The organism is Ferruginibacter sp. (assembly GCF_014377975.1).
GTDB lineage: Bacteria > Bacteroidota > Bacteroidia > Chitinophagales > Chitinophagaceae > Ferruginibacter.
Genome location: NZ_JACMOO010000126.1, coordinates 25,465 through 39,056, shown reverse-complemented (window position 1 = coordinate 39,056; position 13,592 = coordinate 25,465). Strand labels below are relative to the sequence as shown.

General features: G+C 38.4%; 10 protein-coding genes. 6 read left to right on the top strand and 4 right to left on the bottom strand.

The window, feature by feature from the left end:
• Window positions 1-184 precede the first annotated feature (184 nt).
• Together H7254_RS07485 and H7254_RS07480 are read right to left on the bottom strand one after the other, a co-directional pair.
• Window positions 185-2,710: a trehalase family glycosidase gene (locus H7254_RS07485; RefSeq protein ID WP_301932379.1), complete on the bottom strand. Its 2,526-nt coding sequence runs from the start codon at window positions 2,708-2,710 to the stop codon at window positions 185-187.
• A 29-nt stretch (window positions 2,711-2,739) separates the two neighbouring features.
• On the bottom strand, window positions 2,740-3,555 hold the full coding sequence (locus tag H7254_RS07480; protein ID WP_301932378.1) for a phytanoyl-CoA dioxygenase family protein: 816 nt from the start codon (window positions 3,553-3,555) through the stop codon (window positions 2,740-2,742).
• 870 nt (window positions 3,556-4,425) lie between these two features.
• On the opposite strand from H7254_RS07480, the gene H7254_RS07475 reads away from it, so the two are divergent.
• Window positions 4,426-5,334 (top strand): PIG-L family deacetylase, encoded by a 909-nt coding sequence (locus tag H7254_RS07475; protein WP_301932377.1) that lies wholly within the window; start codon window positions 4,426-4,428, stop codon window positions 5,332-5,334.
• 13 nt (window positions 5,335-5,347) lie between these two features.
• Here the strand turns inward: H7254_RS07475 and H7254_RS07470 are convergent, their stop codons facing one another.
• Complete coding sequence (locus H7254_RS07470) at window positions 5,348-6,004, bottom strand: metal-dependent transcriptional regulator (protein ID WP_301932376.1); 657 nt, start codon at window positions 6,002-6,004, stop codon at window positions 5,348-5,350.
• Window positions 6,005-6,118: 114 nt separating this feature from the next.
• Between H7254_RS07470 and H7254_RS07465 the strand changes: the two genes are divergently transcribed.
• The 4 genes from H7254_RS07465 (at window position 6,119) to H7254_RS07450 (ending at window position 12,293) form a co-directional block, all read left to right on the top strand.
• Complete coding sequence (locus H7254_RS07465) at window positions 6,119-8,584, top strand: TonB-dependent receptor (RefSeq protein WP_301932375.1); 2,466 nt, start codon at window positions 6,119-6,121, stop codon at window positions 8,582-8,584.
• A gap of 225 nt (window positions 8,585-8,809) precedes the next feature.
• Window positions 8,810-9,805: a polysaccharide deacetylase family protein gene (locus H7254_RS07460; RefSeq protein WP_301932374.1), complete on the top strand. Its 996-nt coding sequence runs from the start codon at window positions 8,810-8,812 to the stop codon at window positions 9,803-9,805.
• Between the two features lie 293 nt (window positions 9,806-10,098).
• Window positions 10,099-10,593, top strand: coding sequence for a type VI secretion system tube protein TssD (gene tssD / locus H7254_RS07455; protein WP_301932373.1), 495 nt, complete (start codon window positions 10,099-10,101; stop codon window positions 10,591-10,593).
• 380 nt (window positions 10,594-10,973) lie between these two features.
• The gene (locus H7254_RS07450) at window positions 10,974-12,293 is read left to right on the top strand and encodes an amino acid permease (RefSeq protein WP_301932372.1); all 1,320 of its coding nucleotides are present in this window, start codon (window positions 10,974-10,976) and stop codon (window positions 12,291-12,293) included.
• A 95-nt stretch (window positions 12,294-12,388) separates the two neighbouring features.
• Here H7254_RS07450 and H7254_RS07445 read toward each other — a convergent pair whose 3' ends face one another.
• Window positions 12,389-12,700 (bottom strand): lipopolysaccharide assembly protein LapB, encoded by a 312-nt coding sequence (locus H7254_RS07445; RefSeq protein WP_301932371.1) that lies wholly within the window; start codon window positions 12,698-12,700, stop codon window positions 12,389-12,391.
• Between the two features lie 117 nt (window positions 12,701-12,817).
• Here H7254_RS07445 and H7254_RS07440 point away from each other — a divergent pair, with 117 nt between their 5' ends.
• The gene (locus H7254_RS07440; RefSeq protein WP_301932370.1) at window positions 12,818-13,561 is read left to right on the top strand and encodes an electron transfer flavoprotein subunit beta/FixA family protein; all 744 of its coding nucleotides are present in this window, start codon (window positions 12,818-12,820) and stop codon (window positions 13,559-13,561) included.
• The last annotated feature ends 31 nt before the right edge of the window (window positions 13,562-13,592 follow it).

Sequence of the window (13,592 nt, the reverse complement as noted above, 5' to 3'; positions counted from 1 at the left end):
GCTGGTTTGGGCTAACATACTGCGGAGTTGCTGCACGCTTTTTTACTGCTTTTATTGGTTTGGCTTGCATCTCAAATGTTTTATTTGACCTACAACTCAAATATACCAACGTTTTAGAGTTGTTGAGCAGACCCTATTTAGCTTTGTTGGCCAATAGTGCCTTTGTTTAATTTATCATTAAAAATTACTTGCCGGCTACAACTATCTCATCCGCATCTTTACTAGTTTTATAATTAAAAACCAACGTACCGTTGCCATTACTTTTGATTTTCTGATACAATTTATTATTTATAGAAATGCTGTAAAACCTATTTGGATTCAATTGATTTATTGTATAAACCAATTTTTTAGAAACCATATCTTGGCACGATTGAGTCCAGGAATATAAATCCTGATTCCAGGACTTTATATCAATCATCAAATTACTTTGTGTTGCAATTTTTAAAGCAACATTGTCACTATTTCCATTAAAATAAGCAAGATCATTTTTGACACAAAAAAAACTAAAATCACTTTTATCAGTTATCTTAAATTGCTTATTTGAAACTGAATAACTGTTCATCGCAAGGTCAATCACCAGGGGCTGGTTTCTGTAATGGTATCTTACCTGTGTACCAGCCAGTTCATTAGTGATATGCGGATTAAGATAAAAGCGGTTGTATAATGGATTGATACCATAAATAGCCTGATACAATCCAACAATAGAAAGGCTGTTACCAGAAAGAATATCATCGCCCAATCCATCTTGTTTTACCCGGCCGTACCGCTGAAAAGCAAGGCCATCTTTTGCGTATTGTGCCAATACATTTTTTACATATTTTACGGCAAGTTCCGGCTTATAAGCTGCGTAAGCTTTTACGCCCAATTCACCCCATGATAAAAATATATCCCCATTTTCATAAGCAGGAAAAGGAAATTGCCAATCGTTTCCTTCGCCTTTTGCATAAGTGGTCATACACAGCGGCCAAAAGAAAAGGTGCTCGTTTTGCATTTGTGTTTCTATAGTATCAAGGATGGTTTTTGTTCTTGCAGCATCATCGCAAATACCATAAGCAATTGCCATAAAGTTTACTGGTATAACCATATTGCGGCCATGTATAGACCCATTTTTATCCCGCCAATGAACATAGCATTTATTTTCTTTGTCCCAAAAACCACCTTCCGTTGTGTCTTTATTAAAATTACTTTTCAGTTTTTTTGCAAACGCATTATATTGTTTTTCTTTTGCAATATTACCCAATTGTTTTTCAATGTTTGCCCATAGCACCAAGGCATGATACAGCTTGGCGTTTACAAAAGCATTTTCGTAAGATGCCCAAATAATATCTATCCAGTCACTTCCTCTTTTTTGCTGCATACTGTCTGTCATCATTTCTACAAGACCGTTGTGGTTGCCGTCCCTTTTAATAATCCAATCCAATGCCTTTTCGCAAGATTGCTGATGGGTTTTTACCCAGGAAATATCACCTGTCTGGTCATACAATTCTGAAACATTCGTAACAATATCGGGATTTGAATCTAACAAATAACCCCACTGCGCTTCATAAAATCCCTTGTCTGTAAATTTTCCCGGCATGGCATCTTCATTGCTGTATGCCCATCTTGGCCACACTCTTCCGTCTGCGCCAATCGCATTGTCCCTGTAAAAATCAAGGCATTGCTGGTAACCTTTTAAATAAGTTTGATCGTTTATCGCAAGGCCCATTTGTGCAATGTATTGTTCGTGTAAACAAATAGGGCCGTAAGGAGTACGCCAGCTATTACCTCCAAAATGCTGTTTATCAATTACACCAATTCTTGCAATGGTATTTAATACGGCACTTGCTTGTTTCCCGTTGATACCAACAAATTTTCCCCGCCCGTATTGTTCATTAAAATCAAAATAAGTAAGGGTGATGGTTTGTTTGCCTGTACCTGCACCAATTGTAACGGGTGCCCACACATCCGTAGTGTCGCGGATGTAGCGTCTCCGTTGTGTGCCTGAATCAAAGCGGGGCAACATTTTTTTAGGTAATACAGCAATGCTGTAAGCAAGCCGATCCGTTGCAGTACGGGTATAATTCATCGCTACTTCTTTTTCTGGTGCAGTTACAACAACGCTTAAACCTTTGCCGGTTTTGCTGTTCCAGAATTGTGATGAATTGGTATGCACTCCGTAAGTATCTTGCTTTTTATTAAACAAATAAAACCAGGCTAAACCGCCATAACCCTGGTAAGCACCTTCCCATGTATTGATGCTGTTAAAGATAAAAACAGGCATGGCTACCTGCTCTGCGATAATGGCTTTCGACATTGTTCTGTACACATCAAATTGAATTTTATCTGCAGTTAGGGTAAAGAGCCATGTTTCGTTAATGGTTACCGCTTTATCCCCATAAATAATTCCATTTAATGTGATGTTGTTACCGGTAACTTTTATGGTGGGATTAGCTGACAAATGCAAGGTTGAATACCTTGCTGATTTTGTTTTTATAAACGAATAAATTCCTTCGGTGGTATCCAATACCTGCTCGCCGTTTATAACCATTAATGAGATGTTTGCCCTGCCGTTATAATCAAGGGTGATACTCATTTTTTGATTACCGAACACCATTTTTTTAGTTTGCTCATTATTTTTTATGTTGATGTTCTGCGCAAAAACTGACGACGTAAACATTACAAATAAAATAGCAGGAAAAAGAAAAGAAGACCGGCGTTTACTATAAATCATACAACTTGTTTTATTGGATATAAAAGTTATTATACACTGTAAATTAGGGGATTTTGTGACTCATCATTTAATAAATCTCCAATCGCTAATTTTGCTACCTGTTCATCACTCAATATATTTTTTATACCATTAAAAGTAGCGCCATCCGGCATATAGGCACATGTCATGGCACGCCTGAAACCATTGGTCATATTAGCTCCTGCACCATGAATGGTTAATCCGTTGTGAAAAGAGCAACTACCTGCTTTTACGGGCACGGCAACTGATTTAAATTGTTTAAACTGTGGATAAAAATCAAAGATAGCATCCATATTTTTTCCGATCCCCGGATTCTCAAAAGTAGTGTTGCGAAAAGTACCCGGGATAAAATATAAACATCCATTTTCATAAGTCGCATCATCCAGCGCTACCCAGATGGATAAAGCACGCCTGTCGCTGAACGACCAGAAAGGGGTGTCCAAATGCCAGGAAGTAGGATTGGCCCAGGAGCGTTTTATCAATGCCTGGTCATGCCAGATCCGGGTGCCGCTCCATCCTGCTAAAGTAGCTGCCATCTTACCTATTTTTTCATCCAGCATTATTTGCTTCACCTTGTCATTGGTTTGCCAAAGGTTCAGCATCTGGTCAAATACTTTTACATAATAATCGCTGTACTTATTAATGCCATCATCTTCCCCTATTTTAGCCTCTCTGCACGGCATTTTTTTTCCTCCTCTTTGCGCTATTGCTTCTGTTACTGCCTGTCGCCAAAATGAAAATTCGTCCTGGTTAAGAAAATCTTCTACCAATAAAAATCCATCTTGCTGATAAAATTGCACCTGCTCGCCGGTAACTAAAGTGTTCATACATTTTTAATTTTATGTACCATTTTATATATTTTCTAGAAAATATATAAAATGTGTCCCCCTGGTTAATGGTGTTTAAAGGTAGCTATCTTATTCACGGATAGCAGTGCAACGATATTTTATTTTTGCCGGGGAACGTTGGTGTTCCCCCGCAAAAAATATTATAGTCATGATTGAGTGAATCAATAGGATGCTTACGCTTAAAAAACTTTTGTTACTTTATTTTAAATATTGAGTAGCGTATATTAGCGGTAAATATAAATGTAGTAATTATCAAAAAGTAAATACATAAAAATGAGTATTGGATTTGTCGTAATCACTTCTTTACCCGTATCCTGCCGGGCAAAACCCGTAAAGGAGCAAACGAAAAATACCTCTCTCCTCATTATGGGCACCTGGCAATACAACTATTGAAAAAGGCGATACTATCATAACTTATCACAACAAAAATTTGTCATTGATCAAAATCATTAACAATACCTGTTTTGCCTTTTTGAAACATGATCTTACTAAAGGCAAAGATTCATCTGCTGCATGCAGTTAGGGTGGCGGCAGCTATACGATTACAAATAGTTTGTATACCGGGCATTTGGAATATTGCAGCGACCAGAAATGGGAAGGCAATAATTTTTAATTCACCATAACAACAAAGACCGGTACGCTTATTCCAAGCGCAATTGAAAAAGTTGATAAGGCTGGCGTAAACAGGTTAAATATTGAAAGGTATATCAGGTTAAAAAACTATACCCTACAGTTAAGCTCCAATAAATCCTGTTACTTTGCGGTATCTGTCTACATAAAGAGCAATTAAAAATGAGAATATTTTCTTTGAACAATCATCTTCCTTTCATCTTCACAATTTATAATAATATGAAAAATACACATTTAAAATATGGAGGTATTACTGGTTTTTGTTTGCTCTTTTATTCTGCTATGCTATTGGCTCAAACAGGGCCAAGGGTATTAGTTGTAAACGCCCATCCGGATGACGAAACCAGTTTTCCCATAATACTTTATAAAATTACGCATGAGCTGAAAGGCACAGTGGACCTTGCTTTGATAACAGACGGCCAGGGCGGATTTAACGGATCGGAGCTTGGATCAGTGTATTATAAACTAAAGCTGACAGATTCCACCATTGGGAGGGCAGAGTTGCCCCGCATTAGAAAAAAAGAACTGATGGAAGCTGGCGATATTATGGGTATAAGGAACTATTATTTTTTTGACCAGCCAGACGATTATTATAATTTAAATCCGATTCCATACGTTACCGGGCAAAACTGGGATGTTCCTTTTATTGAAAAAAAATTAGATCAGTTATTGGCTGCACAACAATACGATTTTATTATTACCATGCTTCCTTTTGCAGGTCAGCACGGCCACCATAAAACGGCTGCCATCATGGCTTTACGGGCTTTAAAAAGATACAAAGGGGCAAGGCGCCCAATCATACTGGCAGGCAGCACTTATAAAGATGAAACACCTGAAACTTTTTCTATGCTGGGGGGCTTTCCTGAAACAACCATGAAAAAAAATGCACCATCCTTTTACCTGGATGTGGCCACCCACTTTGGACATGGCAAACAGGTTTCGTATAAAGTGATAGCGCAATGGGTAATTGCTGCATATAAATCGCAGGGCGATATGCAGGAAAATCCATTGTACAAAGGTGACAAAGAAACCTTCCGGATTTTTGATAGTAACGGGGATGCAGCAATAGAAAAAACCACCCTGCTTTTTGATCAGTTAAAAAAAAGCGGGTTTTCGGCGGAGCAATAACAGGTATCCTGAACTAGACTTTTTCAACCAACAATCTTTCGCAGGCAACATTGCTTAATACTTCAGTTTGCCGTTTACCATACATCACTACTACTGACTTGTCGAACGGTTCTATTGATATTATTTTAAGTTTCAATCCCAGGCGTAATTCACGCGTATTTAAAAACTTTAAGAATTCTGTGGACGTATTTATTACGGCAGCCAGTGTAACAATTTCGCCCACTTTGCAATCGCTTAATTTGCTGTATTCTTTCCAAAATATTTTTCCATTTTTATCAGGTATGGGCGAGCCATGCGGATCCAGTTTTGGATTACCTAATAATTCATCCATTTTTTCAAAAAATACCCGTGACTGTATGTGTTCAATTTGTTCAGCAATATCGTGAACATCTTCCCAGCCCAGCTTCATTTTATCTACTAAAAACATTTCTGTAAGCCGGTGTTTGCGTATAATAAGGCCGGCTTCTTTTTTACCTTTATCTGTAAGCCGCAACGGTTTATAACTTTCATAATGCACCAGTTTTTTTTCAGACAGCTTTTTCATCATACTGGTTACAGTAGGCATTTTAATTTCAAGCCTTTTGGATAGTTCTGCAACATTTACCTCGCCGGTTTCATTGGCCATATTAAACAATGCCTTTAAATAATTTTCCTCTGTAAGTGTATACATTCAACAAATCTAATAAAAATATTTACCCTATTACAATTATAAATTATTATTTTTTAATAATTATTGTTAGCTTCGTCTAACTTTTTATTTTTATATTTATTATTATTTTATTAGATGAACAAAATATATCTTTTTGCAATTATTTTAATGCCGCTTATATCCATTCAGTTACCGGCACTGGCTCAAACTGTTAACGGGGAGATAAGAGATGCCGAAACGCAACAGCCAATTGGGTTTTGCAACATTGTAATTGTAAAATCAACCATTGGGGCAATAACCAACAGGGAGGGAAAGTTTGAAATAACCATTCCACAAAATATACCCCCTGCAAAACTGGCAGTTTCTATTGTAGGGTATGTTGCTGACACGATAGAACTTAACGCGGCAAAATTTACATATCAAATTCTGCTACAACCGACAAGAGGCATATTAAACGAAGTAGTGGTTACAGGTGTTTCAAAAGCAACCAGGGTAAGGGAAAATCCAGTTGCTATTGTTACTATATCTGCAAAAGCGATTGAACAAAGTGCTGAAAATAATATAATCGATGTATTGGTAAAAAATGCGCCTGGTTTAAATGCGGTAAAAACAGGACCTAATATTTCCAAGCCATTCATACGTGGCCTTGGCCATAACAGGGTGCTTACTTTGTACGACGGTATAAGGCAGGAAGGACAACAATGGGGCGATGAACATGGCATTGAAGTGGATGCGTATAATATTAGCCGGGCGGAAGTTGTTAAAGGGCCTGCGAGTATTATGTATGGCTCCGATGCGGTAGCAGGAGTAGTGAGTTTACTGCCTGCAATGCCGGCAAACAAGGATGAAAATATACAAGGAAAATATTTTATCGAATACCAGGCCAACAATGGATTAGCAGGCAACGGAATAAGGCTTACGTTTTCAAAAAATCATTGGGCTTATGCTTTGCGGGGATCTTACCGAATAGCTAAAAATTACACCAATAATATTGACGGAAGGGTTTATAACACGGGCTTTAAGGAAACCAACGCCTCGGCAACTGTTCAACATTTTAGCAAGGGTGGCTACTCAAATTTAAATCTTACACTGTACGATAATTTACAGGGCATACCAGACGGAAGCCGGGATTCTTTGACAAGAAAATTTACAAAGCAAATTGATGAAGGCGACAATGACGACATTAAAGACCGGCCAATTGTTTCGGATGAAGCATTAAATAGTTACCGGTTAAGTGCTTTGCACCAGCATATTCAACACTACAGGGTTTACAGTAATAATCATTATCAAACCGGTAACGGAGACATTGATTTTACACTGGCACTGCAGCAAAATATCCGCAGGGAATATAATCACCCTACAGTACCACAACAGGCAGGTATGTATGTGCGGTTAAATACGCTTAATTATGGTTTTCGTTATAATGCTTCCTCCTTTTTAAATACCGAAATTTCCGTTGGAATAAATGGAATGTACCAAAATAATCAAAGTAAAAATGCCACTAATTTTCCAATACCCGATTATAGTTTATTTGACGCGGGCAGTTATATTTTTGCAAAATGGAAACAAAATAAATGGGTCATCAGCGCTGGTGCAAGGTATGATTTACGCTTTTTACAGAGCGGCGATTTTTATACAAAAAAAGATACGGTTACAGGTTTTGCAAAACGAGTATTTTCTACCGGTATTGCTGATGCATATTTACAATTTCCGGCATTTACCAAAACATTCCACGGCACATCCTTAAGCATGGGGGCAACCTACCAGGCAAACGAACACCTAAACGTAAAAGCCAATGTAGCAAGAGGATACAAGGCGCCAGGTATAACTGAATTTGCCTCTAACGGGCTTGATCCCGGAGCGCATATTATTTATTTGGGCAACAGAAATTTTGTTCCGGAATTTAGTTTACAGGAAGACATTGGTGTAGACATTTATTATAAAGACTTTTCGGCATCGGCAAGTATTTTTAACAATAATATGCAACACTATATTTATTTGTCAGAATTAACAGATGCCACTGGAAATGCAATTACAGATGCACAGGGAAATAAAACTTTTCAATACCAGCAGGCAGCAGCGCAATTGTATGGAATGGAAATGCTGTTGAATATTCATCCGGCAATTTTAAAAGGATTTTCTTTTGATAACTCCTTGTCGGTGGTGTATGGATACAACAGAAAAAAAGCCTATAAAAACGCAGGGCTTAATGGTGAATTTTTACCCTTAATTCCACCCCTGAAGGTATTGACCAGCATTAACCAAAACATTAAAAAAATATCAAAAACACTTGAAGAAATCAACGTAAAAATTGAAGCCGAGTATAGTGGGGCACAAAACAGATATTTAGCTTTGAACAACACTGAAACAGCAACACCCGCCTACACCCTGTTTAATATTTCAACCAACACAAAAATAAATTTCTCAAAAAGTAATACCGTATTATTTCAGGTACAGGTAAATAATATTTTTGAAAAAACCAACCAATCCAACCTTAGCCGGTTAAAATATTTTGAGTATTATACACAAGCACCCTACAACCATTTTGGAATGTACAATATGGGTAGAAATATTTGTGTAAAAGCAATTCTTTCATTTTAATAAACGCAATTGCCTGCTGATAGAAACACAGCAGGCAATTGCGTATCCAATAGAATTTTATCCCGGTCTTTATAATGTACTATTGCAAAATTATTATCTTTTTGTTCAACCTCTTATTTGTTTTGCCATCAACAATACCAAATCTGGCTTTTACAATAATATAATAAAGCAGCTGAGCTTTGTTTTATTATTATTAGTTTTATCTTTTATCATAAAAGCTTCCAAATGCGTATTATTTTTTTTCTCTCTATTTTTTTAATTGAATTGTGCAGGGCACAAATTACAGATACCACTTTTGCAGAAAAGCTTGGCTACCCAGGTGGATCAAAGGTATTGATACTACATGTAGACGATGCAGGCATGAGTTACGATTCCAACGAAGGAGCGATTGAAGCGATTACCAAAGGCGCTGCTACTTCTTGCAGTGTAATGATGCCCTGCCCTTGGGTGCCCGGCTTTGTTCGTTATTTAAAACAACACCCGGAAATAGACGCAGGCCTGCATTTAACACTTACTTCGGAATGGCAAGATTATCGATGGGCTCCGCTTGCTTGCAAAGAAAGTGTACCTGGATTAACAGATAAAGAAGGTGATCTTTGGCCTTCGGTTGAAGATGTGGTAAAGCATGCTTCAGCAGATGAAGTGGAAACAGAAATACTTGCACAGCTCCAAAGAGCTAACAATATGGGCTTTTTACCTACCCACCTGGATTCGCACATGGGCACTTTATTTGCATCACCTGATTTTTTACAACGTTATATTAAAGTGGGTATTGAAAAACATATTCCCGTAATGCTGCCTGGTGGCCAGGATGTACTTATCCGGCAACAGACCCATGCCCCTGATGCCATGATAAAACAAATGCAGGGTATTGGAAAAATACTTTGGGCAGCAGGCTTGCCCGTACTGGATGACTTACATAATTTTAGCTACGACTGGAAGATCCCTGATACTATTGCAAACGACGATAAAAAACTACAAGCTTTTAAAACAGCCAAATATATTGAAGCAATCAAATTATTGCTACCGGGTATTACCATGATGATCATGCATTGTACAAAAACTACCGAAGTGTTTCCTTACATAAGCAGCAGTGGTGCTGTTCGTAAAGGCGACCTGCTTGCCATGACAGATCCTGCATTTAAGGCGGCACTTAAAAAAGAAGGAATTATTGTAACAACCTGGAGAGAACTGACTCAAAGAAGGAATAATATTCATTGATAAAAAAATAGTTGCCAGTTTATTGAAGGAAATTTCGTGCCTGTGTCTTTATGCCCCCGGTTTATTAACCACTAAAAAATTGCAGTATCCACTCAAATTTTTTCTTGCTTTGAAATCGTTTGAGACTCAGTGATTTTGAAATGGCTGAAAATTGTGATGAAACATTTTCACTCAAATAACCATCCCATCCTGACTAAAGGAGATTTACAAAATTGTTACGAAAAATCAGTACAAATAACCTGCTTGTATTAACGGAAATTAATAATTATCTTAATTGTCTAAAACAATTTATTATGGCACTAAATGCATATTTAAAATTAACCGGACAAAAACAAGGCGATGTTAAAGGCAGCGTAACGCAAAAAGGCCGGGAAGGAAAAATAATGGTGATTGCTGTAAACCACGAAATTGTTTCGCCCAGGGATGCAGCAAGCGGTTTACCCACCGGCAAAAGGCAGCACAAGCCTTTTGTAATTACCAAAGAGTTAGACAGCAGTACTCCGTTGCTATTTAATGCGCTGGTGAACAATGAAAATATCATCAGTTGGGAGTTACAGTTTTTTACTCCGCATATACAAGCGGGTTCAGGTGCTGGTGGTATGGAAGTAAACCATTACACCGTGAGGTTAACCAATGCAAATATCAGTGATATAAAAAGTATCATGCTCAACAATAAAAATCCTGACATGATGAAATTTACAGAATACGAAGAAGTAGCTTTTACTTATCAGAAGATAAATTGGATATGGGTAAACGGTAATATTGTAGCCAGCGATTCGTGGACGTAATTTGTATGATTACTAAAAAATTGACTGATGTTCTGTCAACGGCTGAATTTAAATAAATAACCAAAAAACAGAGATAAAAAAGATACAGGCGGAGCAAACATTCTGCAGATCTTGCCTGCCCGGTTAATGACTACCGGCTTACAAAAAATAAAAAATACTACCGCTAAACTGTTCCCCTCAATAAATTAATTCACAAAAAAAAGCGATGCCATTCTTTAACATACATCTTTGTGTGTGCATAGCCGGTAGTTATTATTTTTATTGAACTACCTGACTCTTTTTGCCTTTCGTACAAACTCTTCAAAGCTGATTTATAGATGGTTTACCGCTCCTAAGCATAAAATTGTATCTTCCACGATCATTGTAAAACGATTCGTAAAATGTCCGGACAGTTGTCACAAAAGAATAAATTAGGGTTATGGACAAGCACTTCGCTGGTGATGGGTAACATGATTGGTGCGGGAGTTTTTTTAATGCCCACCACCCTGGCGGCTTATGGAAGTATCAGTTTAATTGGATGGGTATTTGCTACGCTCGGTGCATTTTTACTGGCAAAAATTTTTAGTAATTTAAGCAAGCTGATGCCCCAGGCAGATGGTGGCCCTTACGCATATTGCCGCCAGGGATTGGGTGATTTTGCAGGCTTCCTGGTAGCCTGGGGTTACTGGATCTCCATCTGGTGTACCAATGCGGCCATTGCTGTTTCAATGGTTAGTGCATTGAGTACTTTTTTTCCGGTACTGGCCACCAGTTCCTTTGCTGCCGTCCTTACCGGTTTAAGCGCCATCTGGTTACTTACCTGGATCAATACACTGGGCATTGTTACCTCGGGTATTGTTCAACTGATTACCACCGCACTTAAAATAATTCCTTTATTATTGGTTGCCATCGGCGGTTTGTTTTTTTTAAAGCTGAAATATTTTTTACCCTTTAATGCCAGCGGTACATCGGCTTTTACAGCCATAACGGCTACCACTACTTTTACTTTTTTTGCTTTTCTCGGGTTGGAATCTGCCACCATCCCTTCTGGCAGTGTGGCCAATCCTGAAAAAACAATTCCCCGTGCAACCTTACTGGGAACAGGTTTGGCAGCCATCATTTATATTTTAAGCACGGTGAGTATCATGGGTATGATACCTTCCAGTCAGCTGTCGCATTCCCTTACCCCTTTTGCAGATGCTGCAGTATTAATGTGGGGAAACGGCGCACGGTATTGGGTAAGCGCTGGCGTTGCCATTGCAGCTTTTGGCGCATTGAATGGCTGGATACTGATACAGGGTCAAATACCGTATGCCATTTCAAAAGACAAATTATTTCCGGCAATATTTGGTAAAGTAAATAAAAAGGCGGTACCTGTTTCAGGTATTGTAATTGGCAGTGTACTGGTGAGTATTTTAATGGTAATGAATTATACGAAAGGCCTGGCCGACCAGTTTAAATTTTTAATTTTACTAACTACCACAACCGTGTTGGTTCCTTATCTTTTTTCAACAGCAGCTTATGTTCTGATCAGGTTACAAAATAAATATCTGCAACCCCATAACCATTGGCCTGCAACAATTACATTGTCTGCCCTGGCGTTTTTATTTTCACTGTGGGCCATCGCAGGTTCAGGACAGGAAACGGTGTACTGGGGTTTTTTTTTACTAATGGCAGGCATACCTTTTTATGTAATAATTCTTTGGAAAAGGGGGAAATAGTTATGAATTATGAGTTTCTAATATTTTGTTCTGGATACGCACCGGAAAATTAACGGTAATCTGTATAATAAACTAAAAAATAATTCCTTAATACCCTATTCTTCCAGGTCTTCCAGCGCACCTTGCAATTCATTGTACGAATGGTTATCGCCCGCCCGTTTTGCTTCTTCCATGCCTCTCTTATATATTCGGATAGCCCGGTCAAAATCAGCAACCCGCTCTAATAATTTTCCCAGGTGATAATAAGAACCTATATACGTGGGCTCCCGAAGTAAAATTTCGTTAAATAGTTTACGTGCTTCTTCATCACTGCCCACCTTGATGTATTCCAGCGCCAGCGCATGTTGCAGAAAACTATCTTTACCAGAAGTTTTCAAATATTCCAGTAATTTTTCTATCCGGCTCATGGTATAATAATTTTTTAATTTTTTATGTAAATTATAGGAACAACACCTACCTTTGTTATTAGTTGCATAAACAACTTTATTTTTTTATCCCTGATCATCAGGGCAAAATGAACTTGCATGAAAATTTTAGTTTGTATCAGTAAAACGCCTGATACCACCGCAAAAATAGCCTTCGCTGATAACAATACGAAATTCGCTTCAGCAGGTGTACAGTGGATCATCAACCCCTATGATGAATGGTATGCACTGGTAAGAGCCATTGAATTGAAAGAAGCCGTTGCCGGCACCGTAATTCACCTGGTTACCGTGGGTACCGCCGATTGTGATCCCATCATTAGAAAGGCTTTAGCATTGGGCGGTGATGAAGCGATTCGGGTAAATTCGGATAGCCACGACAGTTATTATATTGCTTCGCAGATTGCCACCATTGCAAAAGAAAATAAGTACGACCTGATTTTCACCGGTAAAGAAACGATCGATTACAATGGGTCTTCCATTGGCGGTATGGTTGCCGAACTGCTGGATCTGCCATATGTTTCGCTGGCTACAAAATTTAACCTTGAAGGAAACGATGCAATCATCATCCGTGAAGTTGATGGTGGTGAGGAAACCGATAAAGTGCAGTTACCTGTAGTGGTTAGTTGCCAGAAAGGAATGGCGGAACAACGCATCCCAAATATGAAAGGCATCATGGGTGCAAGAACAAAACCCTTAAAAGTGGTAGAACCTGCGGCAGCAGATACTTTTACCTCAATTGCCTCTTTTGCTTTACCCCCGGCTAAAGCGGGTGTAAAGTTGGTAAGCGCTGATCATCCCGAAGAATTAGTAAGGTTATTGCATGAAGAAGCAAAAGTGATTTGATAGCAAGTACACTTCAATTTGAAAGAATTAT